Source organism: Williamsia phyllosphaerae, from assembly GCF_014635305.1.
In the GTDB taxonomy this organism is placed as follows: Bacteria; Actinomycetota; Actinomycetes; order Mycobacteriales; family Mycobacteriaceae; genus Williamsia_A; species Williamsia_A phyllosphaerae.
The window spans coordinates 556125-581581 of the sequence record NZ_BMCS01000003.1; the positions used below are offsets into that span (position 1 = coordinate 556125).

22 protein-coding genes are annotated in these 25457 nt (G+C 67.7%); 16 read left to right on the forward strand and 6 right to left on the reverse strand.

The genetic code is table 11. From position 1 onward, the window contains the following. Positions 1-7: 7 nt before the first annotated feature. The 4 genes from IEV93_RS21150 to IEV93_RS21165 form a co-directional block, all read right to left on the reverse strand. On the reverse strand, positions 8-343 hold the full coding sequence (locus tag IEV93_RS21150) for a Rieske (2Fe-2S) protein (protein ID WP_188492692.1): 336 nt from the start codon (positions 341-343) through the stop codon (positions 8-10). Then, complete coding sequence (gene nirB / locus IEV93_RS21155) at positions 340-2868, reverse strand: nitrite reductase large subunit NirB (RefSeq protein ID WP_268237523.1); 2529 nt, start codon at positions 2866-2868, stop codon at positions 340-342. Before nirB ends, IEV93_RS21150 begins: the two co-directional genes overlap by 4 nt. Further along, the gene (locus IEV93_RS21160; protein ID WP_188492694.1) at positions 2865-3212 is read right to left on the reverse strand and encodes a molybdopterin oxidoreductase; all 348 of its coding nucleotides are present in this window, start codon (positions 3210-3212) and stop codon (positions 2865-2867) included. The genes nirB and IEV93_RS21160 overlap by 4 nt, the downstream gene beginning before the upstream one ends. Positions 3213-3306: 94 nt before the next feature. Further along, positions 3307-4185 (reverse strand): PAC2 family protein, encoded by an 879-nt coding sequence (locus tag IEV93_RS21165; protein ID WP_188492696.1) that lies wholly within the window; start codon positions 4183-4185, stop codon positions 3307-3309. Positions 4186-4236: 51 nt separating this feature from the next. Between IEV93_RS21165 and metH the strand changes: the two genes are divergently transcribed. The 4 genes from metH to hisG are packed head-to-tail and all read left to right on the forward strand — an operon-like array spanning position 4237 to position 9723. Next, on the forward strand, positions 4237-7845 hold the full coding sequence (gene metH / locus IEV93_RS21170) for a methionine synthase (RefSeq protein ID WP_188492698.1): 3609 nt from the start codon (positions 4237-4239) through the stop codon (positions 7843-7845). A 6-nt stretch (positions 7846-7851) separates the two neighbouring features. Next, positions 7852-8589 (forward strand): HAD family hydrolase, encoded by a 738-nt coding sequence (locus IEV93_RS21175; protein WP_268237524.1) that lies wholly within the window; start codon positions 7852-7854, stop codon positions 8587-8589. A gap of 6 nt (positions 8590-8595) precedes the next feature. Beyond that, positions 8596-8859 carry a phosphoribosyl-ATP diphosphatase gene (locus IEV93_RS21180; protein ID WP_188492700.1) on the forward strand — a complete coding sequence of 88 codons (264 nt, stop codon included), beginning with the start codon at positions 8596-8598 and terminating at the stop codon, positions 8857-8859. A gap of 18 nt (positions 8860-8877) precedes the next feature. Continuing rightward, positions 8878-9723, forward strand: coding sequence for an ATP phosphoribosyltransferase (gene hisG / locus IEV93_RS21185; protein WP_188492702.1), 846 nt, complete (start codon positions 8878-8880; stop codon positions 9721-9723). Between the two features lie 12 nt (positions 9724-9735). Here the strand turns inward: hisG and IEV93_RS21190 are convergent, their stop codons facing one another. Together IEV93_RS21190 and IEV93_RS21195 are read right to left on the reverse strand one after the other, a co-directional pair. Then, entirely contained in the window at positions 9736-10566 is an 831-nt protein-coding gene (locus tag IEV93_RS21190; protein WP_229705380.1) for a thioesterase family protein, read from the reverse strand. After that, positions 10563-11450, reverse strand: coding sequence for a RecB family exonuclease (locus tag IEV93_RS21195; RefSeq protein WP_371873879.1), 888 nt, complete (start codon positions 11448-11450; stop codon positions 10563-10565). Before IEV93_RS21195 ends, IEV93_RS21190 begins: the two co-directional genes overlap by 4 nt. A gap of 51 nt (positions 11451-11501) precedes the next feature. Between IEV93_RS21195 and IEV93_RS21200 the strand changes: the two genes are divergently transcribed. The 12 genes from IEV93_RS21200 to IEV93_RS21255 all read left to right on the forward strand — a co-directional run bounded on the left by IEV93_RS21200 (position 11502) and on the right by IEV93_RS21255 (position 25422). Beyond that, complete coding sequence (locus IEV93_RS21200; RefSeq protein ID WP_188492708.1) at positions 11502-12344, forward strand: tRNA (adenine-N1)-methyltransferase; 843 nt, start codon at positions 11502-11504, stop codon at positions 12342-12344. 153 nt (positions 12345-12497) lie between these two features. Next, the gene (gene arc / locus IEV93_RS21205) at positions 12498-14270 is read left to right on the forward strand and encodes a proteasome ATPase (RefSeq protein ID WP_188492710.1); all 1773 of its coding nucleotides are present in this window, start codon (positions 12498-12500) and stop codon (positions 14268-14270) included. 66 nt (positions 14271-14336) lie between these two features. Next, on the forward strand, positions 14337-15836 hold the full coding sequence (dop, locus tag IEV93_RS21210; protein ID WP_188492712.1) for a depupylase/deamidase Dop: 1500 nt from the start codon (positions 14337-14339) through the stop codon (positions 15834-15836). 127 nt (positions 15837-15963) lie between these two features. After that, positions 15964-16158, forward strand: coding sequence for a ubiquitin-like protein Pup (locus IEV93_RS21215; protein WP_188492714.1), 195 nt, complete (start codon positions 15964-15966; stop codon positions 16156-16158). After that, on the forward strand, positions 16155-17003 hold the full coding sequence (gene prcB / locus IEV93_RS21220) for a proteasome subunit beta (protein ID WP_188492716.1): 849 nt from the start codon (positions 16155-16157) through the stop codon (positions 17001-17003). Before IEV93_RS21215 ends, prcB begins: the two co-directional genes overlap by 4 nt. Then, entirely contained in the window at positions 17000-17785 is a 786-nt protein-coding gene (gene prcA / locus IEV93_RS21225) for a proteasome subunit alpha (RefSeq protein WP_188492718.1), read from the forward strand. Before prcB ends, prcA begins: the two co-directional genes overlap by 4 nt. Positions 17786-17856: 71 nt before the next feature. Next, a complete protein-coding gene (pafA, locus tag IEV93_RS21230; RefSeq protein ID WP_188492720.1) occupies positions 17857-19215 on the forward strand; it encodes a Pup--protein ligase in 1359 nt (452 codons plus the stop codon). Positions 19216-19241: 26 nt separating this feature from the next. After that, complete coding sequence (locus IEV93_RS21235; protein ID WP_188492722.1) at positions 19242-20237, forward strand: helix-turn-helix transcriptional regulator; 996 nt, start codon at positions 19242-19244, stop codon at positions 20235-20237. Next, the gene (locus tag IEV93_RS21240; RefSeq protein ID WP_188492724.1) at positions 20234-21244 is read left to right on the forward strand and encodes a helix-turn-helix transcriptional regulator; all 1011 of its coding nucleotides are present in this window, start codon (positions 20234-20236) and stop codon (positions 21242-21244) included. The genes IEV93_RS21235 and IEV93_RS21240 overlap by 4 nt, the downstream gene beginning before the upstream one ends. A gap of 82 nt (positions 21245-21326) precedes the next feature. Further along, positions 21327-21593, forward strand: coding sequence for a Sec-independent protein translocase subunit TatA (gene tatA / locus IEV93_RS21245; protein WP_188492726.1), 267 nt, complete (start codon positions 21327-21329; stop codon positions 21591-21593). A 54-nt stretch (positions 21594-21647) separates the two neighbouring features. Next, complete coding sequence (tatC, locus tag IEV93_RS21250; RefSeq protein ID WP_188492728.1) at positions 21648-22607, forward strand: twin-arginine translocase subunit TatC; 960 nt, start codon at positions 21648-21650, stop codon at positions 22605-22607. Further along, entirely contained in the window at positions 22594-25422 is a 2829-nt protein-coding gene (locus tag IEV93_RS21255) for a DEAD/DEAH box helicase (RefSeq protein WP_188492730.1), read from the forward strand. Before tatC ends, IEV93_RS21255 begins: the two co-directional genes overlap by 14 nt. Positions 25423-25457: the final 35 nt, after the last annotated feature.

Sequence of the window (25457 nt, forward strand, 5' to 3'; positions counted from 1 at the left end):
CGACCGGTCAGCTCCCGACGGCGACCTCGATGGTCCCGTCGACGACCCGGGCCGGGTACACCGGCAACGTTCCGATCGACGGGTCGTTGCACGCACCGTCGGCGAACGAGTAGGCGTACTGGTGCAGCGGGCACATGACCTTGGTGTCGTCGCTCTGTCCGTCGGCGATCGGACCGCCGCGGTGCGGACAGACCGCGGCGGTGGCCCGCACCGTGCCGTCGCCGAGGAGGAAGACCGCGACCTGTGCACCGTCCACGGCGTAGGCGCGACCCTCACCTCGGGTGAGGTCGGTGACCGATCCGACCGGTGTGAAGGCGACCTCGGTGGCGGCCTCGGTGGTCATCGGACCGGCACCCGGGGGAGCGGCAACAGCGGCAACGCCGAGACGAACTGTGCGGGCGATCGTGGTTCGGTGCGCTCCTCCCACGGGTCGCGGTACTGGCCGACGGCCGTGGTCACCCGCTCGTGCAGACCGTCGACGAGACCGTCGCGGTCGTCGACGAGGACGGCCCGCAGCTCGTCGATCCCGACACGGGGAACCCACGCATACGTGCGTTCGAGCCACTTGGCCTGCTCGCGGTAGTACTGGATGAAGATGCCGCACAGTCGGATCACCTCGGCACTCGAATCCACCGTCGCCAGCAGGTCGCCCTTGCGGATGTGTGCGCCCGCGGCCCCGCCGACGTAGATCTCCCACCGATCCGACGCCCCACCGTCGGCACCGACGGCGACCACACCGAAGTCCTTGCACAGCGACTCGGCACAGTTCCGGGGGCACCCGGTGACGGCCAGCTTGAGTTTCGCGGGCGCTTCGAGCCCCTGGAATCGCTGTTCGATGGCGATGCCCAGCGCGGTCGAGTCACCGAGGCCGAACCGGCAGTAGTCGGTGCCCACGCAGGTCTTCACGGTCCGGAAGCTCTTGCCGTAGGCGAAACCCGACGGCATGTCGAGGTCGCCCCACACCTTGGGTAGATCCTCCTTCGTGACGCCCAGCAGATCGATGCGCTGTCCGCCGGTGATCTTCACCATCGGGATCGAGTACTTGTCGGCCACGTCGGCGATCCGGCGCAACTGTGCGGCAGTGGTGACGCCGCCCTTGATCTGCGGGACCACCGAGAACGTGCCGTCCCGTTGGATGTTGGCGTGCACCCTGTCGTTGATGAACAGCGCGCCGCGCTCGTCGGTCCACTCCGGGCCCCAGATGACCCGCAGCAGCGAGGCCAGCGGCATCTTGGCCGCGGCGTCCTCGCCGGCGGGGGCCAGCTTCTCGAACACCTCCGAGACCGAACGGATCCCGCTCGCGCGGATGGCCCCGATCAGCTCCGGCTTGGTCATCGGGATGGCGGGTACGTACCAGTCGGCGGAGACGTCGACGGCCAGATCGTCGCCCGCGGCGAACGCCACGATGTCGGAGACGAGTCCCTTGCAGGATCCGCAGCCCTTGCCCGCACGGGTCGCCGCGACCACCTCAACGAGACTCGTCGCGCCACCGCGGACACATCCCACGATCTGGCCCTTGGTGACGCCGTTGCAGTTGCAGACCTGGGTCTCGTCGGACAACTCGGCCGCGCCGGTCTCGGCCGACGGCGTCCCCATGTCGAAGAGCATGCTGATGCGCTCGTCGGGGAGCGCGACCTTCTCGTCGAAGGCCTGCGTCAGGAAGGCGGCCTTGCTGATGTCGCCGAGCAGCATCGCGCCGATCAGTCTGTTGTCACGGACGACCACCGATTTGTATGTGCCGCTGCGGGGTTCGTAGAACTGGACGAACTCGTCGTCGTCCCGCTCGGGTCCCTTGACACCCATTGCGGCGACATCGACACCGGCCACCTTGAGCTTCGTCGTCAGTCGTGAGCCGTGGTACGCGGCCTTCGGATCAGCGCCGGTGAGCACGTCGGCGAGGACCGCGGCCTGCTCCCAGAGCGGGGCGACGAGACCGTAGACCTCGCCGCGGTGCTGGCAGCACTCACCGACGGCGTAGATCGATCCCTCGTCCTCGCAGCGCATCTGGTCGTCGACGACGATGCCGCGTTCGATGACCAGCCCGGCACCACGGGCGATCTCGACGTTCGGCCGGATGCCCGCGGTGACCACGATCATGTCGGCGGGCAGGGTGGTGTCGTCGTTGAAGCCGACGCCGGTGACCACTCCGTCGGGGTCGCGCAGCACCGAGGTCGTCCGCTTCGACGTGTGCACACCGACCCCGAGTGACTCGATCTTGGTGCGCAGCACGCGCCCACCGCGTTCGTCGAGTTGCTGGTTCATCAGGTGACCGGGGGAGTGCACGACGTCGACATCGAGACCCTGCGTGCGCAATCCGTATGCGGCCTCCAGTCCCAACAGCCCGCCGCCGATGACCACCGCGCGCACGTCGTCGGCCGCCTGCGCCATCTGCAGCATCCCGTTGGTGTCGGCGATGGTGCGGAACCCGAACACCCCGCGGGCCAGTCGGCCGTCGGGTTCGCGCAGACCGTCCATGTTGGGGAAGAAGGTGGTGCTGCCGGTGGCGATGATCAGCACGTCGTAGTCGACGATCCGATCGCTCTCGCAGGTCACGTTTTTCGCGAACCGGTCGATGCGTCGGACGCGGTCGCCCGCGTGCAGGGTGACGCCGTTCTCCCGGTACCAGGCCATGGGATTGAGCATCAGGTCGTCGTCGTCGATGGTGTTGTCGCCGGAGAGCACGTGCGACAACATGATCCGGTTGTAGTTGCCGTAGGGCTCGTCGCCGACCATCGTGATGTCGAACATCTCGGCACCGCCCCGCGAGAGGATCTCCTCGACGGTCCGTGCACCGGCCATCCCGTTGCCGACCACCACCAGCCGACGGCGGGCCGGCCCCGACGTGGCGGTCGCGGTCTCCTCGCTCAAAAGATCACGAGCCCGAAGTCGACGACGATCTCTCCACTGGCGCCCTGCGGCGCCGCGAACACCAACTCGAGCACCGAATCCGGGTCGACGTCCTCGACGACCCGCAGCGGCACGTTCACCGACGCCTTCGCGCCGATCGGGAACATCCGCATGGACGCGCCATCGCGCGTGAGGGTGACGTAGACCAGTTCGTCGGAGCTGTTGCCGCCGCGGAAGTACAGCGGTTGGGCGGTCATCCCGGCCGGGACGAGGAAGGTGAGGGACGGGTCCAGCGGTGCGGGCTTGGTGAGGCCGGTACCGGTGAAACCGAACACACCCTGCAGGAACTTCGGAGTGGTCGACATGAGCGCCAGTGTTCGTGGCCGGGGTCAACCCGCATTTGCGCCCGCGTTACGACTCGATTGTCAGGTGCTCACGGTCGCGGCGACGGGCCGGTGATCACGCCCCGAACGAACCGGGACCGCGTCTGCGCAGGTACTTCTCGAACTCGGCGGCGAGGGCGTCGCCGTCGATCTTCGACATCGCGTCGTCCACGGAGACCTCCGCGTCGCCGCGCTCCTCGAGTCCGCGGACGTACTCGGCGATCTCCTCGTCGTCCTCGGTCATCTCGGTGACGGCCTGTTCCCACTCCTCGGCCTGCCCCGGGAGGTCACCGAGCGGGACCTCGATGTCGAGGACCTCCTCGACCTGGCTCAGCAACGCGACCGTCGCCTTCGGGTTGGGCGGGGTGGACACGTAGTGCGGAACTGCGGCCCAGAACGACACCGCCGGGATACCCGCGTTGACGCACTGGTCCTGCAACACGCCGGTGATGCCGGTGGGTCCTTCGTACCGGCTCTCCTGCAGGTTGTAGGCCAGTGCGGAGTCGGTGCTGTACGCGGTACCGGTGACCGGTACCGGTCGGGTGTGCGGCGAGTCGGCCAACAGCGCACCCAGGATGACCATGGTCTGGACGTTCAACGCCCGCGCAAGGTCCAGGATCTCCGCGCAGAAACCCCGCCAGCGCATGTTGGGTTCGATGCCGCGCAGCAGAACGATGTCGCGGTCGGATCCGGGCGGGCTGCACCACGAGATCGACGTGGTCGGCCAGTCAATACGTCGTGTGACACCATCGATCTGCTTTACGATGGGACGGTTGACCTGGAAGTCGTAGTAGTCATCGGAGTCGATGTCGACGAGCGGCTGCGCGTCCCAGATCAATGCCAGATGTTCGACCGCACCGCTCGCTGCATCGCCCGCGTCATTCCAGCCCTCGAAGGCCGCTACCAGGATCGGCGTCCGCAGGGTGGGAAGATCTCCGGTCGCATCAGCGTTCACTGAACCAGCCTACGACCGAACACCGATAGGGAGCGAACTACCCTGAACACCATGTCTGCACCCACACGAAGCGCCTCGTACGACTCGGCCTTCCTCGATGCCATGGCCAAACGGGTCCTGATCGGCGACGGAGCCATGGGCACCATGCTGCAGGCGGCCGACCTGACGCTGGACGACTTCCTCGGTCTCGAGGGCTGTAACGAGATCCTCAACGACACCCGCCCCGAGGTGCTGGCCGCGATTCATCGCGCGTACTTCGAGGCCGGCGCCGATGCGGTCGAGACCAACACCTTCGGCTGCAACCTGTCCAACCTCGGCGACTACGACATCGCCGACCGCATCCGTGAGCTCGCCCGCAAGGGTGTGGCGATCGCGAAGGGCGTGGCCGACGAGATGGGTCCGTCCTCGGACGGCACACCGCGTTTCGTCCTCGGGTCGATCGGTCCGGGCACCAAGCTGCCCAGCCTCGGCCACACCACGTTCGAGGTCATCCGGGACGCGTACCAGGAGTGCGCGATGGGAATGCTCGAGGGCGGCGCCGACGCCATCCTCATCGAGACCTCGCAGGACCTGCTCCAGGTGAAGGCGGCCGTGCTGGCCTCCAAGCGCGCGATGGTCGACCTCGGTCGACGGATCCCGATCATCTCCCACGTCACGGTCGAGACGACCGGGACGATGCTGCTGGGCTCGGAGATCGGTGCGGCCCTGGCCGCGATCGAGCCGCTCGGCGTCGACCTCATCGGCCTGAACTGTGCGACCGGTCCGGCCGAGATGAGCGAGCACCTTCGCTACCTCTCCAAGCACGCCCGCATCCCGGTGTCGGTCATGCCGAACGCCGGTCTGCCGCAGCTCGGGCCGAAGGGCGCCGAGTACCCCCTGATGCCGGATGAGCTCGCAGAGGCCGTCAGCGGCTTCGTGTCCGACTACGGCCTGTCGTTCGTCGGCGGTTGCTGCGGCACCACCCCCGAGCACATCGCGCAGTTGGCGGAGGCCGTGCGCGGCTCGACCAAGGGCACGCGGACCGTGGAGCACGAGCCCGAGGTCTCGTCGCTGTATGCGTCGGTGCCGTTCGAGCAGGAGAACAGCTTCATGATGGTCGGGGAGCGGACCAACTCCAACGGCTCCAAGGCGTTCCGCGAGGCCATGCTCTCCGGCGATTACCAGAAGTGCCTGGACATCGCGAAGGACCAGACCCGCGACGGTGCGCACATGCTCGACCTCAACGTCGACTACGTGGGCCGTAACGGTGCCGATGACATGACCGCGCTCGCCACCCGACTCGCCACCGCGTCGACGCTGCCGATCATGTTGGACTCCACCGAGCCCGCCGTCATCAAGGCCGGCCTGGAGGCGCTCGGTGGCCGCTGCGCGGTGAACTCGGTCAACTACGAGGACGGCGACGGCCCCGAGTCGCGGTTCACGAAGATCATGGAGATGGCCGTCGAGCACGGTGCCGCCGTGGTCGCGTTGACGATCGACGAGGAAGGGCAGGCACGTACTGCCGACACGAAGACCGCGATCGCCGAGCGGCTCATCACCGACATCACCACCAACTGGGGCCTCGGCGAGGAAGACATCATCATCGATGCCCTCACCTTCCCGGTGTCCACCGGTCAGGAAGAGACCCGGATGGACGGAATCGAGACGATCGAGGCCATCCGCCGGATCAAGGAAGCCCACCCGGCTGTCCACTTCACCCTGGGTATCTCCAACATCTCGTTCGGTCTGAACCCGGCCGCACGTCAGGTTCTCAACTCGGTGTTCCTGCACGAGTGCGCTCAGGTCGGTCTCGACACCGCGATCGTGCACGCATCGAAGATCGTGCCGATGGCCCGCATCCCCGACGACCAGCGTGAGGTCGCGCTGGACCTCGTCTACAACCGTCGCGGCGTGGAGGGAACACGCAGCGAGGGCAACTCCGACTACGACCCGCTGCAGACCCTGATGGGTCTGTTCGAGGGAGTCTCGGCTGCCTCGGCACGGGAGAGCCGCGCCGAGGAGATGGCGAAGCTGCCGTTGTTCGAGCGCCTCGAGCGCCGCATCGTCGACGGGGAGCGCAACGGTCTCGAGTCCGATCTCGACGACGCGATGAAAGAGGTCCCGCCGCTCAAGATCATCAACGAGACGTTGCTCTCCGGCATGAAGACGGTCGGCGAGCTGTTCGGATCGGGTCAGATGCAGTTGCCGTTCGTGCTGCAGTCGGCCGAGGTCATGAAGATGTCGGTCGCGCATCTCGAGCCGCACATGGAGGCCACCGGCGAGGACGGCAAGGGCCGCATCGTGCTGGCCACGGTGAAGGGCGACGTCCACGACATCGGCAAGAACCTGGTCGACATCATCCTGTCCAACAACGGCTACGAGGTCGTCAACATCGGCATCAAGCAGCCGATCGCGACGATCCTCGAGGTCGCCGAGGACAAGCGTGCCGACGTGATCGGCATGTCCGGACTGCTGGTCAAGTCCACGGTCGTCATGAAGGAGAACCTGCAGGAGATCAACTCCCGCGGGCTCGCCGAGAAGTACCAGGTCCTCCTCGGTGGTGCCGCGCTGACCCGCGGTTACGTCGAGAACGACCTCAGCGAGACCTACGAGGGCGACGTGCACTATGCGCGTGACGCGTTCGAGGGTCTGCGTCTGATGGACGACATCATGTCGGCCAAGCGCGGCGGCGGATCCACGCAGGACCCCGCGGTGAAGGCAGCGGCGGAGGCGAAGACCGCCGAGCGCAAGGCCCGCCACGAGAAGTCGGCGCGGATCGCGGCCAAGCGCAAGGCCGAGGCGGCACCCGTCGAGGTGCCTGCACGCTCGGACGTCGCCGCCGACAACCCGATCCCGGTCCCACCGTTCTGGGGATCGCGGATCATCAAGGGCATCCCGATCGCGGACTACCGCAACCTGCTCGACGAGCGTGCGCTGTTCCTGGGCCAGTGGGGTCTGCGTGAGACCCGTACCGGTGACGGGCCGTCGTACGAGGAACTGGTGGAGACCGAGGGTCGGCCGCGTCTGCGCGAGTGGATCGCCCGGCTCTCGACCGAGAACATCCTGCAGCACGCGGCGGTCGTCTACGGCTACTACCCGGCGGTCAGTGAGGGCGACACGATCCACGTGTTGGCCGAGCCGACGCCGGACGCCGAGACGGTCTTCAGCTTCGAGTTCCCGCGCCAGCAGCGCAGTCGGTTCCTGTGCATCTCCGACTTCATCGCCTCGCGTGAACGGGCCCGGGAACTGAATCAGGTCGACGTGCTGCCGTTCCAGCTGGTCACGATGGGACAACCCATCGCCGACTTCGCCAACGAGCTGTTCGCCAAGGACGCCTACCGCGACTACCTCGAGGTGCACGGTATCGGCGTGCAGCTGACCGAGGCGCTGGCGGAGTACTGGCATCAGCGGGTGCGGTCGGAACTGACGTTCGGCGACTCCTCGGCCGCTTCTGACGATCCGGACTCGCCGCAGGGCTTCTTCGACCTGAAGTACCGGGGCGCGCGGTACTCCTTCGGGTACGGGGCCTGCCCCGACCTCGAGGACCGCGCGAAGATGGTCGCGCTGCTCGAGCCGGAGCGGATCGGTGTGGAGCTGTCCGAGGAGTTGCAGCTGCATCCCGAGCAGTCCACCGACGCCTTCGTCCTGCACCACCCCGAGGCCAAGTACTTCAACACGTAAGGCACCGTGAACCGATCTGATCTGCCGGTACCCGATCTCGGCCGGCAGGAGTTCGAGTTGCCGCGTGCCGTCCTGTGGGACATGGACGGCACGCTGCTCGACTCCGAGAAGCTGTGGGACGTCGCGATGGCCGAGCTCGCGGAGCGACTCGGCGTCACGATGACCGTCGAGCTGCGCCAGTCGACCCTCGGCAACTCGATGCAGGGGGCGATGACCAAGCTCTACGTCGCCGCGGGCACACCCGAGGCCGACCGTGACCTCGATGCGCAGGCGGAGTGGATCCGTGGCCGGGTGGCCGAGCTGTTCGCCGGCGGCATCCCGTGGCGTCCGGGCGCCGACGCGGCCCTCGACACCGTCGCGTCGCTGGGGATCCCGATGGTGTTGGTGACCAACACCGAGCGTGGCCTGACCGAACGTGCGCTGCCCACGATCGGCAAGCACCGCTTCGCGCACACGTTGTGCGGCGACGAGGTCGCCGAGGGCAAACCCGCCCCCGACCTGTATCTCGCGGCCGCCGCGGCGGTCGGTGCGACCCCGGCCCAGTGCCTGGCCGTGGAGGACTCACCGACCGGTACCGAGGCCGCGACGGCGGCGGGCTGCCCGGTGCTGGTCGTCCCGTCCGACGCCGAGGTCCCGCCGGGACCGGGCCGTACCTTCCGGGACGGGCTCGTGGGTCTCGACATCGCCGACGTCGTCACCGCCTGGCGCCCGATCGGGTCGTCCGGCGACGCCGTGGGACACTGATCCCTCGTGAAGACCTTCGACGAACTCTTTATCGAGCTCACCGACCGCGCCGCGACCCGCCCCGAGGGCAGTGGGACCGTCGCCGCACTCGACTCTGGGGTGCACACGCTGGGCAAGAAGATCATCGAGGAGGCCGGTGAGGTGTGGCTGGCCGCCGAGCACGAGCCCGACGAGTCACTCGCCGAGGAGATATCTCAATTGCTCTATTGGCTCCAGGTGATGATGATCAAGCGTGGCCTGACCCCGGCCGATGTGTACAAGCACCTCTGACCCTAAGGACCGATCCCCATGCTGCGGGTAGCTGTACCCAACAAAGGCGCGCTGTCCGACTCGGCCGCCGCGATGCTCGCCGAGGCGGGCTATCGACGTCGGACCGACGCCAAGGACCTGACCGTGCTCGACGCGGCCAACGACGTCGAGTTCTTCTTCCTCCGTCCCAAGGACATCGCGATCTACGTGGGCTCGGGTGAGCTCGACCTCGGCATCACCGGCCGCGACCTCGCCCTGGACTCCCTGGCCCCGGTTGTCGAACAGCTGTCCCTGGGCTTCGGAGGATCCACCTTCCGCTACGCCGGTCCGGCCGACCGCGAGATGTCGGCCGCCGACCTGGCCGGGTCGCGCATCGCCACCTCGTTCGCGAACATCGTGCGCGCCGACCTCGACTCCCGCGGCATCGACGCCGAGATCATCCGGCTCGACGGTGCGGTGGAGATCTCCATCCAGCTCGGCCTGGCCGACGCGATCGCCGACGTGGTCGGCTCGGGACGCACGCTGCGCCAACACAACCTGAAGGCGTTCGGCGATGTCATGTGCGCATCGGAGGCGGTTCTGGTCAGCGGCGCCGATGTCGAGCCGTCCCGTGCCGCCAAGCAGCTCATCGCCCGTGTGCAGGGCGTCGTGGTCGGTCAGCAGTACGTGATGATGGACTACGACTGCCGCAAGGACCTGCTCGATCGAGCGGTTGCCATCACCCCCGGTCTGGAGTCGCCGACGGTGGCGCCGATGGCCGACGACGACTGGGTGGCTGTGCGTGCGATGGTCCCGCGCAGCGGCCACCAGAACGTCATGGACGACCTGTCGGAGATGGGCGCCAAGGCGATCCTCGCCAGCGACATCCGGTCCTGCCGCTTCTGACCCCGGTCGAGCTCAGAGTCGGTTGAGCAACACCGTCTGGCTGGAGCGGCCGACCGGACCGGACTCGTCGAACAGATCGGCGGCGGTGTAGCCGAAGCCGGACGCTCCCACGGTGAGTTCCGCATCCACACCGAACCAGTCGCCGGTGGGCACGCGGTGCAGGTGGATCGTGGTGTCGGTGTTCATCCACGTCCACTCACGCGGCGAGAGCGTGCTGCCGAGCCCGTTGGCGATGTCGACGACGCAGCAGAACCGCGACAGCGGCGACGCGGTCTCGCCCTCGACGATGTCGATGCGGGGGCGCAGCCAGGTGAGTCCGGGTCGGCCTGCCGCCGGATCCGAGCGCTCGAAGTCAACCGATGCGATGAACCCGCTGCCCGCCCACCCCGTGGAGGTCCAGTCCGGCAGTTCGCCACCGCCACCGCCGTCGGCCGGGGTCGGTGGGGAGATCGACTCCCCGGCGAGCTCGGCGGTGTCCGACGTCGCGAGCAACCACGCGGTGGCACGCGCCGCCGTCCGATACCGGCCATCGGGTCCGAGGACGTCGAGCTCGGCCTGGATCTGCGAGATCTGCCTGCCCGGTCGGATCGTGATCGCGCGAGTCCTGTTCTCCGACAACCCGATCGCTCCCAGAATGTCGATCGTCACGCGGGACATGGACAGTCCGGGCGCGTGATCGACCGATTCGAGTGCGCGCATCAGCAGCGCCGACGGCGGGCCGCCGTGTTGGATCGTGTCGGTCCAGACACTCTCCGTGGCCGTGGCCGGGGCGAAGTGCTCGTATCCGTCGGTGGCACCGAGAGGCACGTAATAAGCCGCGCCGGTGGGCTCGGTCGAGCTCACGAGGCGAGGTAGTCCGCGGCGGAATCCTCGGCGGGCCGGCCGGGCCATCCCGGGTAGGCCGGGATCTCGCCGCCGAACTCCGGGCACCGGGCCTTGTGGTCGCACCACTGGCACATACGCGACTTCTTCGGCCGGAAATCCCCGGTGGCGCCGGCCTCGGTGATGGCCCGCCAGATCGCGGTGAGGGTGCCCGCGAATCGCTCGAGCTCGTCGCGGTCGGGTGTGTACCGGAGTTGCTGGCCGTCGGCCAGGTACATCAGCTGCAGGCGGGCCGGCACCACGCCGCGCAGTCGCAGGATGGCCAGCGCGTAGAACTTCATCTGGAACAGCGCGCGCGCCTCGAACAATTCGCTGGGGGAGCGACCGGTCTTGTAGTCGACCACCCGGACCTCACCCGTGGGTGCGACGTCGATCCGATCCACGAAGCCCCGCAATGCGACGTCGTCGGCCAGATCGACCTCGATGCGCAGCTCGCAGGACTCCGCCTCGAACGCGGTCGGATCCTCCATCTCGTAGTAGGTGGTGAGCAGCCGATGCGCCTCGGCGAGGAACGCCGGGACGTCGGTGTCGGGTACCAGCGCGCGCAGCGCGGGCTCCTTCTCACACAGCGTGTCCCACGCCGCGTCGACCAACACGTCGGCGGTGTCGGGGGTGCGCAGGTGCGCGGGCATGTCGAACAGGTTCTCCAGCGCGGAGTGCACGACGGTGCCCTTGACCTGCGCGGTGGTCGACGTCTCGGGAAATTTGTCGATGGCGCGGTATCGATAGAGCAGCGGACACTGCTTGAAATCGGCTGCGCGCGACGGCGACAGCGCGGGGCGTCGCGGTCCCTCCGGAACCGGATCGACCAGCGATGCGGGGTTGTTCTCGAACGTCGTACTCACACCTGGCAGGGTATGGCAGATGTACGACAGACCCGCGCAGGACGCGACCCGATGACCGTCTCCGCGAGTTTCGAACCCGGTGACCGTGTGCAGCTCACCGACACCAAGGGCCGCAAGTTCACCGTCCACCTCGAGGTGGGCAAGAGCTTCCACACCCATCACGGCGCCATCGCGCACGACGACCTGATCGGCGCGGACGAGGGCAGCATCGTCACCTCGACCGGCAACGCCCAGTACCTGGCGCTGCGCCCGCTGCTCACCGACTACGTCCTGTCGATGCCCCGTGGCGCACAGGTGATCTACCCCAAGGACGCCGCGCAGATCGTCGCGGAGGGCGATGTCCACCCCGGTGCGGTGGTGCTCGAGGCCGGCGCCGGTTCCGGCGCGCTGACCTGTTCCCTGCTGCGCGCGGTCGGTCCGACCGGTCGGGTGATCTCCTACGAGGTGCGCGACGACCATGCCGAACACGCGGTGCGCAACGTCGAGACGTTCTTCGGCGGACGCCCGGACAACTGGGACCTCGTCCTGGGCGACATCGTCGACTACGGCGCGACCGAGAACTCCCGCGCATCGGTGGACCGGGTGATCCTGGACATGCTCTCGCCCTGGGAGACCCTCGAGACCGTGTCCGCGGTGTTGCGCCCCGGCGGGGTCCTGATCGTCTATGTGGCGACCGTCACACAGTTGTCGCGCGTCGTCGAGGCCCTGCGTGAACTGCAGTGCTGGACCGAACCGCGCTCCTGGGAGTCACTGGTCCGAGAGTGGAACGTGGTCGGTCTCGCCGTCCGGCCGTCACACAAGATGCAAGGTCACACCGCGTTTCTGGTCTCCGCCCGCCGGCTCGCCGACGGCACCGTCACCCTGCGACCCCAGCGCAGGCCCAGCAAGGGTTGACGGTCGCCGACGCCGAAGCATCCGCCAGGGAACGGGCCGGTTGACGAGACGTCGACACCGAACGTCGCGCGGTGTGGGGCACAACGGCCGACACGCCGGTAACGTGAGGGAACGGTGAAACCATTGGTGTTCCGCCGGGGAGAGGAGTCAGCAATGACCGAATCTGACCGAGACAATGCCCGGGACGCGTCCGAGACCAGTACGCGTTCCACCGACTCGGGTGAGACCCCCGTGCCCGACACCGGCGGGCGAGGCCCGTTCGGACGCCCCGGCGACACGCCCGGGAGCAACGATTCACAGGCGCGCATCGACACCCTGACGGCGCGCAACACGAAGCTGTTGGAAACCCTCAAGGAGGCGCGGCAACAGCTCCTCGTGTTGCGCGAGGAGGTCGATCGACTCGGCCAGCCGCCGAGCGGCTACGGCGTGCTGCTGTCGACGTACGAGGACTCCACCGTCGACGTGTTCACCTCCGGCCGCAAGATGCGCCTGACGGTCTCGCCGAACATCGAGGTCGACTCCCTCAAGCGTGGGCAGACGGTGCGCCTCAACGAGGCCCTGACCATCGTCGAGGCTTGCGACTACGACCTTGTCGGTGAGATCAGCACCCTGCGCGAGGTTCTCGGGAACGGCGACCGCGCCCTGGTGGTCGGTCACGCCGACGAGGAGCGCGTCGTCTGGTTGGCCGAGCCGCTGACGGGTGAGGTCGACGGCGAGGACGGCAAACGTCGCAAGCTGCGGCCCGGCGACTCGTTGCTCGTCGACACCAAGGCCGGGTTCGCCTTCGAGCGTGTGCCCAAGGCCGAGGTCGAGGATCTCGTGCTCGAGGAGGTGCCCGACGTCGGGTACGAGGACATCGGTGGTCTCGGCCGCCAGATCGAGCAGATCCGCGATGCGGTCGAGCTCCCGTTCCTGCACAAGGACCTCTTCCGCGATTACGACCTGCGTCCGCCCAAGGGTGTCCTGCTCTACGGTCCTCCCGGCTGCGGCAAGACGCTGATCGCCAAGGCGGTCGCGAACTCGCTGGCCAAGAAGATCGCGTTGGCCCGCGGCGACGACGCCCGCGAGGCGAAGTCGTACTTCCTCAACATCAAGGGTCCCGAGCTGCTCAACAAGTTCGTCGGCGAGACCGAGCGGCACATCCGCCTGATCTTCCAACGAGCCCGTGAGAAGGCCTCCGAGGGCACCCCGGTGATCGTGTTCTTCGACGAGATGGACTCGATCTTCCGCACCCGCGGATCGGGTGTCTCCTCCGATGTGGAGACCACGGTCGTCCCGCAGCTGCTCAGCGAGATCGACGGCGTCGAGGGACTCGAGAACGTCATCGTCATCGGTGCGTCCAACCGCGAGGACATGATCGACCCCGCGATCCTGCGTCCCGGCCGTCTCGACGTGAAGATCAAGATCGAGCGTCCCGACGCCGAGTCGGCGATCGACATCTTCTCGAAGTACCTCGTCGACACCCTGCCGATCCACACCGACGACATCGACGAGTTCGGTGGTGATCGCGCCGCGTGCGTCGCGGGGATGATCGAGCGCGTGGTGGAGAAGATGTACGCCGAGAACGAGGACAACCGGTTCCTGGAGGTCACCTACGCCAACGGCGACAAGGAGATCATGTACTTCAAGGACTTCAACTCCGGTGCGATGATCCAGAACGTCGTCGACCGGTCGAAGAAGTACGCGATCAAGTCGCAGCTCGAGACCGGCACACCGGGCCTGCGGGTGCAGCATCTCTTCGACTCCATCCTCGACGAGTTCGCCGAGAACGAAGATCTGCCCAACACCACCAATCCCGATGACTGGGCCCGTATCTCGGGCAAGAAGGGCGAGCGGATCGTGTACATCCGTACGCTTGTCACCGGCAAGAGCGCAGGCGCGAGCCGCGCCATCGACACCGAGACGAACACCGGCCAGTATCTGTAGCCGCCGTCGTGTCCGCCACCGAGTGGGTCGTGAAGGCCCACTCGGTGGTGGCACTAGGCTTTGGTGATGCAGCGAATCATCGGCACCGAGGTCGAGTACGGGATCTCCGCGCCCAACGATCCGAGCGCCAACCCGATCATGACGTCCACGCAGGCCGTGCTGGCCTACGCGGCCGCCGCGGGCGTCCCGCGGGCCAAGCGCACCCGGTGGGATTACGAGGTCGAGTCACCCCTGCGTGATGCCCGCGGGTTCGACTTCAGCCGTGGGTCCGGACCGGCGCCGATCATCGACGCCGACGAGGTCGGTGCGGCGAACATGATCCTGACCAACGGGGCCCGTCTGTACGTCGACCACGCCCACCCCGAGTATTCCGCGCCCGAGGTCACCGATCCGATGGACGCGGTGATCTGGGACAAGGCGGGCGAGCGCGTGATGGAGGCGGCCGCACGACACGTGGCGAGCGTCCCCGGAGCCCCGAAACTCCAGCTCTACAAGAACAACATCGACGGCAAGGGCGCCTCCTACGGCACCCACGAGAACTACCTGATGGCCCGGGAGACCCCGTTCGCGTCGGTCATCACCGGTCTCACACCGTTTTTCGCGTCCCGGCAGGTGTTCACCGGTTCCGGTCGGGTGGGTATCGGCCAGTCCGGTGACGAGCCCGGTTTCCAGCTGTCGCAGCGAGCGGACTACATCGAGGTCGAGGTCGGCCTCGAGACCACCCTCAAGCGCGGCATCATCAACACGCGCGACGAGCCGCACGCCGACCCCGACCGCTACCGGCGTCTGCACGTCATCATCGGTGACGCGAACCTGGCCGAGACCTCGACCTACCTCAAGGTCGGCACCACCTCGTTGGTGCTCGACCTGATCGAGGCCGGTGTCGACCTGTCCGACCTCGAACTGGCCCGTCCGGTACACGCGGTCCACGTCATCAGCCACGATCCCGGGCTGACCGCGACCGTGGCGCTCGCCGACGGTCGTGAGATGACCGCCATTGCGCTGCAACGGATCTACCACGAGAGGTGTGCCCGCTTCCACGCCGAGAACCACGGCGACGACGCCCGCGCCAAGCATGTGCTCGACACCTGGGCCGACATCCTGGACCGTCTCGACCGCGACCCGATGGAGTGCTCGGACCTGCTCGACTGGCCGGCCAAGCTGCGGCTGCTCGAGGGCTTCCGGCAACGCGAGAACCTGGGCTGGTCGGCACCGCGTCTGCAGCTGGTCGACCTGCAGTACTCCGACGTCCGCCTCGACAAGGGTCTGTACAACCGTCTCGTCGCGCGCGGTTCGATGCAGCGTCTGACCACCGAGGCCCAGGTCATGGAGGCCGTCGGCACCCCGCCGGAGAACACTCGTGCGTACTTCCGCGGCGAGTGCCTGCGCCGCTTCGGTGCCGACATCGCGGCGGCGAGTTGGGACTCGGTGATCTTCGATCTGGGCGGCGACTCGCTGGTGCGGATCCCCACCCTCGAGCCGCTGCGTGGCAGTCGCGCCCACGTCGGCGCTCTCCTCGATTCGGTCAACTCGGCCGCCGAACTCGTCGACCAACTGACCAACTGAGGTCGTATCCGACACCCTCGACCGGCGCCACGGTGCGCGACCCGTTCACAACCCCGTCCCGGTAGGGTGTTCATACGGAGCTCCTGCTGTTGCACCAGTGGGGGATCGCAGGCTCAAGGAGGCAGCAATGGCGCAGGAACAGACACGGCGAAGTGGCGGCGGGGACGACGATTCCGGTTCGGGCCCCGACTCGGGTGCCGGTCAGGAACGTCGCGAGAAGCTGGCCGACGACACCGATGACCTGCTCGACGAGATCGACGACGTGCTCGAGGAGAATGCCGAGGACTTCGTGCGCGCGTACGTGCAGAAAGGCGGCCAGTGAGCGACCAGGTCAACTCGCTCGGCCGGGACCTCTCGTCGTTCTCGGACTATCTCCGACAGAACGCTCCGGAGTTGTTGCCGGACAAGGCATTCGCCAACGTGACGGGTAGCGATTCCATCCCGCACGGCACCACCATCGTCGCGGTGAACTACCCCGGCGGAGTTCTCATCGCCGGTGACCGTCGCGCCACCGCAGGCAACATGATCGCCAGCCGGGACATCCGCAAGGTGTTCGTCACCGACGAGTACTCGGCCGCGGGCATCGCGGGGACCGCAGGCATCGCCGTCGAGATGGTCCGACTGTTCGCGGTGGAGCTGGAGCACTACGAGAAGCTCGAGGGCGTCCCGCTCACGCTGGACGGCAAGGTCAACCGGCTCGCCGGCATGGTCCGGGCCAACCTCGGAGCGGCCATGCAGGGACTGGCCGCCATCCCCATGCTCGTGGGGTACGACCACGACGGCGCCGACCCGGACCGCAGCGGTCGAATCTTCTCGTTCGACGTCGCCGGCGACCGGCACGAAGAGTTCGGCGGCTTCCAGGCCATCGGCTCCGGTTCGGTCTTCGCCAAGTCCGCACTCAAGAAGCTGTACCGACCCGACCTCGACGCGACGTCCGCGTTGGGCATCGCGGTCGAGTCCCTCTGGGACGCGGCCGACGACGACTCCGCCACCGGCGGTCCGGACATGGTCCGCCGTATCTACCCCACGGCGGTCACCATCGGCGCCGACGGTGCGATCGAGGTCGACCGTTCCGAGATCGAGACCGCCGCCCGTGCGGTCATCGACGCCCGTTCCGCGCAGTATCAGGACAACCGGGGCGACACCGCACCAGGAGCGCACGCATGACGTTTCCGTACTACGCCAGTGCCGAGCAGATCATGCGCGACCGGTCGGACCTGGCGCGCAAGGGAATCGCCCGCGGACGCAGCGTCATCGTGCTGACCTACCCGGGCGGCGTGCTGTTCGTCGCCGAGAACCCGTCGAACACCCTGCGCAAGGTCAGTGAGATCTACGACCGCATCGGTTTCGCGGCCGTCGGCAAGTACAACGAATTCGAGAACCTGCGCAAGGCCGGGATCCAGCACGCCGACATGCGGGGGTACAGCTACGACCGCGCCGACGTCAGCGGGTTGTCGCTGGCCAACGCCTACGCGGGCACGCTGGGCGCGGTGTTCACCGAGCAGCCCAAGCCCTACGAGGTGGAGTTGTGCGTCGCCGAGGTGGCCCGCGCCGGCAGCTCGAAGAGTTCGCAGCTCTACCGCATCACCTACGACGGCTCGATCAACGACGAGACCCGATTCCTGGTCATGGGCGGTGCCAACGAGTCCATCTCCACCGCGATGAAGGAGAGCTACGACCCCGAGGCCGATCTGGGCAGTGCCCTGGCCGGCGCGGTGGCTGCTCTGGGAACTCCGGCGGCACCGGCGAACGGCACCGCGACGACGTCGACACCGGCCGAGCCGCGGGTTCTGACGCCGGGTGATCTCGAGGTCGCTGTGCTCGATCGTGAGCGACCGCGACGGGCGTTCCGGCGGCTCAGCGCGGAGGTCGTGGCGAGCTACCTGCCCGCACCGGATCCGTCCGTCGTGGAGCCGACCGCCGAGGGCGACGCACACAGCACCGACTGATCGTCGGTTCACCTCGTCCGCGCGGCGGCGCTTGCCGACCGCGATCCGCCCACACCGGTAGGGTCGATGAGGTGGAACGACGAATCATGGGCATCGAAACCGAGTTCGGGGTGACCTGCACCTTTCACGGACACCGGCGCCTGAGTCCCGACGAAGTCGCGCGCTATCTGTTCCGGCGGGTGGTGTCGTGGGGTCGATCATCGAATGTGTTCCTGCAGAACGGGGCACGGCTCTACCTCGACGTCGGATCGCACCCGGAGTACGCGACCGCCGAGTGCGACAGCCTCGTGCAGCTGATCAACCACGACCGCGCGGGCGAGCTCGTGTTGGAGGAGCTGTTGATCGACGCCGAGCGGCGTCTCGCCGACGAGGGCATCGGCGGTGACATCTACCTGTTCAAGAACAACACCGACTCCGCGGGCAACTCCTACGGCTGCCACGAGAACTACCTCGTCGTGCGGGCGGGGGAGTTCTCCCGGATCTCCGACGTGCTGCTGCCGTTCCTCGTCACACGCCAGCTGATCTGCGGTGCGGGCAAGGTGCTGCAGACCCCGAAGGCCGCCACCTACTGCCTGTCGCAGCGCGCCGAGCACATCTGGGAGGGCGTCTCCTCCGCGACCACCCGGTCGCGGCCGATCATCAACACCCGCGACGAGCCGCACGCCGACGCCGAGAAGTACCGGCGTCTGCACGTCATCGTCGGCGACTCGAACATGGCCGAGACCACCACCATGCTCAAGGTGGGCACCGCGGCCCTGGTCCTCGAGATGATCGAGGCCGGTGTCGCGTTCCGGGACTTCGCCCTCGACAACCCGATCCGCGCGATCCGCGAGGTCAGCCACGACACCACCGGGCGCCGTCCGGTGCGCCTGGCCGGCGGCAGGCAGGCCAGCGCCCTCGACATCCAGCGCGAGTACCACGCACGCGCCGTCGAGCACCTGCGCAATCGCAAGCCCGACCCGGAGATGGACCGTGTGGTCGACCTGTGGGGCCGCACCCTCGACGCGGTCGAGTCCCAGAACTTCTCCGACGTGGACACCGAGATCGACTGGGTCATCAAGCGCAAGCTCTTCCAGCGCTACATCGACCGGTACGACATGGACATGTCGGATCCGAAGATCGCGCAGCTCGACCTGGCGTTCCATGACATCAAACGCGGACGCGGCGTCTTCGACCTGCTCTCCCGGAAGGGACTCGTTGCGCGCGTCACGACCGACGAGGCGATCGCGGCCGCGGTCGACGAGCCGCCGCAGACCACCCGCGCGAAACTGCGCGGGGATTTCATCTCGGCCGCACAGAAGGCCGGTCGAGACTTCACCGTCGACTGGGTGCACCTCAAGCTGAACGATCAGGCGCAGCGCACCGTGCTGTGCAAGGACCCCTTCCGCAACGTCGATGAGCGCGTCGATCGCCTGATCGCCTCGATGTAGCCCCTCGACCACTAGGCTTCTCCTCCGTGGCAACCTCCAAAGTCGAACGGCTGATGAACCTCGTCATCTGCCTGCTGTCGACACGGCAGTTCCTGTCCGCCGAGCAGATCCGCAAGAGCGTGGCCGGCTACAGCGACTCACCGTCCGACGACGCCTTCAACCGGATGTTCGAGCGTGACAAGGGCGAACTCCGCGACCTCGGCATCCCGTTGGAGACCGGACGCGCGTCGGGGATGGTCCCGGTGGACGGCTACCGGATCAACCGGGACGCCTACGAGCTGCCCGACATCGATCTCGATCAGGCCGAGGCGGCAGCGGTCACCATGGCCGCCGCGCTGTGGGACACCCCCGAGCTGGCCGCGACGGCGCACACCGCGCTGCTCAAGCTGCGCGCCGGTGGCGTCGACCTCGCGTCGGACTCCGAACTCGACGTCGGGGTGCACACCGCCACCCCACGATCGATGGGTTCGGAGTCGGTTCTGGGCTCGGTGTTGGCCGCGGTCGATCACGGCCGGGCGGTGACGTTCGGGTACCGGCCCACCCCGATCCGCCCGTTCACCCCGCGCAGCCTGGAGCCGTGGGGCGTCGTGACGTTCCGAGGCCGGTGGTACGTGGTCGGACACGACCGGGACCGGGACGACGTGCGCACCTTCCGTCTGTCGCGCATCGGCGGCGACGTCCGGGAGTTCGACGTCGACACCCCGGCGCAGCGACCCGCCGACCTCGACCTCCAGCAGATCGTCGCCAACGCTGTCGGGTACGTCGACTCCCCGGACTCGGCGCAGAGTGCGAAGGTCTGGATCGCCGAGGGCCGGGCCGAGGGGCTGCGTCGCAGCGCCCGCACGCTCACCGACCACGAGCGAGACGGACGCCGCGGTTCGATCGCGGAGTTCTCGCAGTGGTCCGTCGACGGGCTGGCCCGTCGGGTGCTGGGGGCCGGGGCCGACGCCGTGGTGCTCGAACCCGATGAACTCCGCGACCGCGTCATCGGCGAACTCCGCGCGTTGGCGGTCCCGAGATGACCGGCCCGGCCGGGTCGAAGGCACCGGCGAGCTCGGGGGTCCCGTCCCGACTGAGTCGACTCCTCGCGATGGTCCCGTATTTCCTGGCCCATCCCGGGATCAGTGCGGCCGACGCGGCCGCCGACCTGGGCACCACCCCCGCCCAGGTGATGACCGACCTCAACCAGCTGTGGATGTGTGGGCTGCCGGGGTACTCGCCCGGTGACCTCATCGACCTCGCGTTCACCGAGGAGAGCATCGAGGTGACGTTCTCGGCCGGGATGGATCGCCCGTTGCGACTCACCGCGACCGAGGCGTCGGTGCTGTTGGTGGCGCTGCGGGCGCTGATCGACATGCAGGGACTGTTGGACACCGCCGCCGCCCAGCGCGCGATCGCCAAGGTCGAGAAGGCGGTCGGGACGAGCATCGCGATCACCGACGAGCCCGCACCACCTGAGCCCGCCGACGCGTCGGCCGGCCCGATGTCGACCGTGCGCGACGCGGTGCGCCTGACGCGGGCGGTCTCGATCCGCTACTACTCGGCGTCCCGGGATGCGGTCTCCGAGCGGGTCGTGGACCCGGTGCGGATACAGGTCGTCGACGGGGCGAGCTATCTCGAGGGCTGGTGCCGCGAGAGCGAGGGCATCCGACTGTTCCGGCTCGACCGGATCGACGACGCGCGCCTGCTCGACGAGAAGGCCGTGGTTCCCGCCTCGCCGGATTCCGGCGCGACCCTCGCGCTGTTCAACGCCGACCCGCAGCTGCCGACGGCCGAGATCGAGATCGACCCGTCCCTGGCCTGGGTGATGGAGTACTACCTGATCGATCCGGTGGCCGATCCCGAACATGCCTCGCCTGATCCGGACGCCCCCATCGCGGCGACGATGACCTACGGCTCGCCGGACTGGTTCACGCGGTTCCTGCTCGGTTTCGGAGGTCGCATCCGGCTGCAGAACGAGCCCGACGTCGCCCGAGACGTGGCCGACCGGGCACGGGCCGCGCTGAGGGCCTACGGCGACGACGTCTGACCCTGCGTGGCGCCGTGACGCCACACCGGCGGCCCGAACGGGTCCGGTAGCATCGAGACCAGTCAACTTCGGAGGTACGACAATGGGCGCCATCCAGCCGTGGCACATCATCATCGTGGTGATCGTGTTCCTGGTCCTGTTCGGATCGAAGAAACTTCCCGACGCGGCCCGCGGTCTCGGTCGGTCGATGCGCATCTTCAAGAGTGAGGTCAAGGAGATGCAGAACGACGGCAAGAAGACCGACGCCGACACCAAGGACGAGACCGACGATCCGGCGTCCCGTCAGATCTCGGCGCCCACCCCCACGGACGCCGCGCACGTCACCGACAACGAACGTCGCAGCGCCTGACCCTCGCGGCACCCCGCCGATCCACACCTCGCGTGAGGAACCGAGAACCACACTGTGCGCATACCCCTTGATCCGCGCCGCCGGCGGCAGAAAGCCAACCCCGACGGCACGATGTCGCTCGTCGAGCATCTCTTCGAACTCCGGCGTCGCCTGCTGATCTCCGTCGTCGGCATTCTGTTCACCACCATCATCGGTTTCGTCTGGTACTCGTACGGGTTCTTTCACGTCGAGTCGCTGGGCAACCTGCTCCGGGGTCCGTATTGCGACCTACCGCAGAGTTCCCGCGCGACGCTGACCCCCGGCGACGAGTGTCGACTCCTCGCGACCGGTCCGTTCGACCAGTTCACGCTGCGCCTCAAGGTCGCGGTCACCGCGGGAGTCGTGATGGCGTGCCCCATCTGGTTCTTCCAGATCTGGCAGTTCATCACCCCGGGTCTGCACCAGAACGAGCGCAAGTACGGTGTCTCGTTCGTCGCGGCCGCGGCGTCACTCTTCGTCGCGGGCAGCATCCTCGCCTACCTGGTGGTCGCGAAGGCGTTCCACTTCCTGCTCACCGTCGGTGACAACGTGCAGGTGACCGCCCTCGACGGCGGGCAGTACTTCAGCTTCATCCTGCATCTGCTGGTCATCTTCGGCGTGAGCTTCGAGGTGCCGCTGATCATCGTGGCGCTCAACCTGATCGGGGTGCTCAGCTACGCACGACTCAAGGCGTGGCGCCGTGGACTGATATTCGGTCTCTTCGTTTTCGCCGCGGTCGTGACCCCCGGTTCGGACCCGTTCACCATGTTGGCCCTGGCCCTCGCGCTGACGGTCCTGTTCGAGTTCGCGGTGCAGTTCTCCCGGATCCACGACAGGCGCAAGGCGCGCCGCCTCGGTGAGAACTGGGAGCACCTGTCCGACGACGAGGCGTCGCCGATCGAGCACCGCCCCGAGACGGTGAGCGCGTCGACCTCGGTCAGTGCATCGAGCGGGCCGCTCACGACCCGTGTCGGCGAGTTCGATGACATCCTCTGAGGCCGCGCCGACGACGACGCCCATCGACCGACCCGCGTTGCGGGAGTTCACTGATCGACTCGAGTTCGCCCTCGACCCGTTCCAGATCGAGTCGTGCGCAGCACTCGAGGACGGCCACGGCGTGTTGGTGTGCGCGCCCACCGGTGCCGGCAAGACGATCGTCGGGGAGTTCGCGGTGCATCTCGCGCTCGCGGCCGGGACCAAGTGCTTCTACACCACCCCGATCAAGGCGTTGAGCAACCAGAAGTTCTCCGATCTGGTCGCCGTGCACGGTGCCGAGAACATCGGTCTGCTCACCGGAGACAGTTCGATCAACCCGTCCGCGCCGGTGGTCGTGATGACCACAGAGGTGGTCCGCAACATGATCTACGCGAACTCGCCTGCGTTGAACGGCCTGTCGCACGTGGTGATGGACGAGGTGCACTTTCTCGCCGACCGGTTCCGCGGCGCGGTGTGGGAGGAGGTCATCCTGCACCTCGAGCCGTCGGTCAAGGTGGTGAGCCTGTCGGCGACGGTCAGCAACGCCGAGGAGTTCGGCGACTGGATCAAGACCGTGCGTGGCGACACCACGGTGGTCGTCGACGATCACCGTCCGATCCCGCTGTGGCAGCACATGATGGTCGGCAACCGGATCTTCGACCTGTTCGAGCGCACGCCCCGCAACGGCGAACGCCCTCAGGTCAACTCGGAACTGACGCGCTACATCAAGCAGCGCGAGATGGTCAGCGACCACGAGAGCCCGCACGGTCGTCGTGGGCGTGGCGGTCCGCCGCGTCGCGGACGTCCGGCCGGAACCATCTCCCGGCCCGATCTCATCGCCCGCCTGGACCGCGACGGGCTGTTGCCCGCCATCGGCTTCATCTTCTCCCGCGCCGGGTGCGAAGCAGCACTCGACCAGTGTGTGCGGTCCGGACTCAGTCTTCTGCAGCCCGCCCAAGCCGCGCAGGTCGAGGAGGTGGTCAACCGATACGTCGGCGACCTCACCGAAGCCGATCAGGACGTGCTCAACGTCGACACCTGGCGCGCCGGACTGATGCGCGGGCTCGCGGCCCACCACGCCGGGATGCTGCCCGCGTTCCGCCACGCGGTCGAGGAGCTGTTCGTACGCGGCCTCGTCCGTGCCGTCTTCGCCACCGAGACCCTCGCCCTCGGCATCAACATGCCTGCGCGGTCGGTGGTGCTCGAGCGCCTCGTGAAATACAACGGCGAAGCCCACGTCGATCTGACCCCCGGCGAGTTCACCCAGCTCACCGGACGGGCCGGTCGGCGGGGGATCGATGTCGAGGGCCATGCCGTCGTCGTCTGGATGCCCGAGCTCGACCCGACTCGTGTCGCCGGGCTCGCCGGAGCCCGCACATTTCCGCTGCGCAGCTCGTTCGCGCCGGAGTACAACATGGCGATCAACCTGATCGGTCGCCTCGGGTTGGACGGCGCGAAGAACCTGCTCGAACGCTCCTTCGCGCAGTTCCAGACCGACCGTTCCGTCGTCGGCCAGCACCGCAAGATCGACACCGCTCGACGGACGCTGGGCAAGATCGACGTGGAGCTCGCGGGCCGGGCGTCGAGCGTCGGTGTCGAGCCGGGCGATCTGGCGACCACGGAGGACGCCGCAGCGGACGACCACACGCCCACCGACGACTACGACGGCTTCCTCGGTTACATGCGACTGCGCGAGGTCATCCGGACCCGCGAACGGGAACTGAAGTTCGAGAAGCGGATGACCGCGCAGGCCAACACCGTCGACGAACTGTCCGCGCTCAAGCGTGGGCATGTCATCGCCCTGCACGGCGGTCGGCACCGCGGGCTGGCCGTGGTCATCGAACCCGCCACCGAACGACGCGACCCCAAGCCGATGGTGCTCTGCGAGGACGCCTGGTGTGGTCGCGTGGGAACCGCGGACTTCCTGAACCCACCCGAGGTGCTCGGCAACATGCGTTTGCCGCGTCAGGTGGACCGGCGTACGGGTCGCGGTCGTCGCGATCTCGCATCGTCGTTGCGGGCCACCGGGATCGACGTTCCCCGCGGGCGGCAGTCACGACGATCACCCGCCGCCGACGATCGCGAACTCGGTCTGCTGCGGTCACGTCTGCGCGCGCATCCGGCGCACCAGCTGCCTGCCGGCGACGAGCTGTTCCGCCTCGCAGAGCGGCGCAACCGCGTCGAACGGGAGGTCCTCGCGCTCACCGAGTCGGTCAGCACCCGCACGTCCACGCTGAGCATCACCTTCGACCGGATAGTCGGGGTGCTCACCGAACTCGGATATCTCGTCGACGGTCCCGACGGTGTCGTGGTCACCGACTCGGGTCGGACACTCAGTCGCGTCTACAGCGAGAGCGATCTGCTCATCTGTGAGTGCATCCGCGCGCAGGTCTGGGATGCGCTGACCCCACCCGAACTCGCGGCGGTGGTCTCGGCCGTGGTGTACGAGTCCCGACGCGATTCGTACTCCGGACCGGATCTGGTCACCGGGCACCGCGAGGTGCGCGACGCCCTGCAGGACACCCACCGGGCCTGGCGGACGCTCGCCCATCTCGAGAGCCGACACAACGTCGGCGTCACCCGCGAACCCGACGCCGGGTTCGCCACCGCGATGTACACGTGGGCGTCGGGCCGCTCGCTGGCCGAGGCGCTGGCCGCGGCCGGTGAACGTGGTCGGCCGTTGCCCGCGGGCGATTTCGTGCGCTGGAGCCGCCAGGTGATCGACCTGCTGGAACAGATCCGCATGAGTGCCGGGGGAGAGGGCCGGCTGGCCCGCTCGGCGAAGTCGGCCGTCGGGTGCATCAAACGGGGTGTGGTCGCGGTCGAACTGGGCTGACAACGCCGTGAAGGACACGGCCCTGACGACACCGA

What these genes read in the sequence shown, in the direction of transcription:
- IEV93_RS21150 (WP_188492692.1), bottom strand. Translation starts at nt 343, where the DNA reads ATGACCACCGAGGCCGCCACCGAGGTCGCCTTCACACCGGTCGGATCG.
- IEV93_RS21160 (WP_188492694.1), bottom strand. Translation starts at nt 3,212, where the DNA reads ATGTCGACCACTCCGAAGTTCCTGCAGGGTGTGTTCGGTTTCACCGGT.
- metH (WP_188492698.1), top strand. Translation starts at nt 4,237, where the DNA reads ATGTCTGCACCCACACGAAGCGCCTCGTACGACTCGGCCTTCCTCGAT.
- hisG (WP_188492702.1), top strand. Translation starts at nt 8,878, where the DNA reads ATGCTGCGGGTAGCTGTACCCAACAAAGGCGCGCTGTCCGACTCGGCC.
- IEV93_RS21200 (WP_188492708.1), top strand. Translation starts at nt 11,502, where the DNA reads ATGACCGTCTCCGCGAGTTTCGAACCCGGTGACCGTGTGCAGCTCACC.
- arc (WP_188492710.1), top strand. Translation starts at nt 12,498, where the DNA reads ATGACCGAATCTGACCGAGACAATGCCCGGGACGCGTCCGAGACCAGT.
- dop (WP_188492712.1), top strand. Translation starts at nt 14,337, where the DNA reads ATGCAGCGAATCATCGGCACCGAGGTCGAGTACGGGATCTCCGCGCCC.
- IEV93_RS21215 (WP_188492714.1), top strand. Translation starts at nt 15,964, where the DNA reads ATGGCGCAGGAACAGACACGGCGAAGTGGCGGCGGGGACGACGATTCC.
- prcA (WP_188492718.1), top strand. Translation starts at nt 17,000, where the DNA reads ATGACGTTTCCGTACTACGCCAGTGCCGAGCAGATCATGCGCGACCGG.
- IEV93_RS21240 (WP_188492724.1), top strand. Translation starts at nt 20,234, where the DNA reads ATGACCGGCCCGGCCGGGTCGAAGGCACCGGCGAGCTCGGGGGTCCCG.
- tatA (WP_188492726.1), top strand. Translation starts at nt 21,327, where the DNA reads ATGGGCGCCATCCAGCCGTGGCACATCATCATCGTGGTGATCGTGTTC.
- IEV93_RS21255 (WP_188492730.1), top strand. Translation starts at nt 22,594, where the DNA reads ATGACATCCTCTGAGGCCGCGCCGACGACGACGCCCATCGACCGACCC.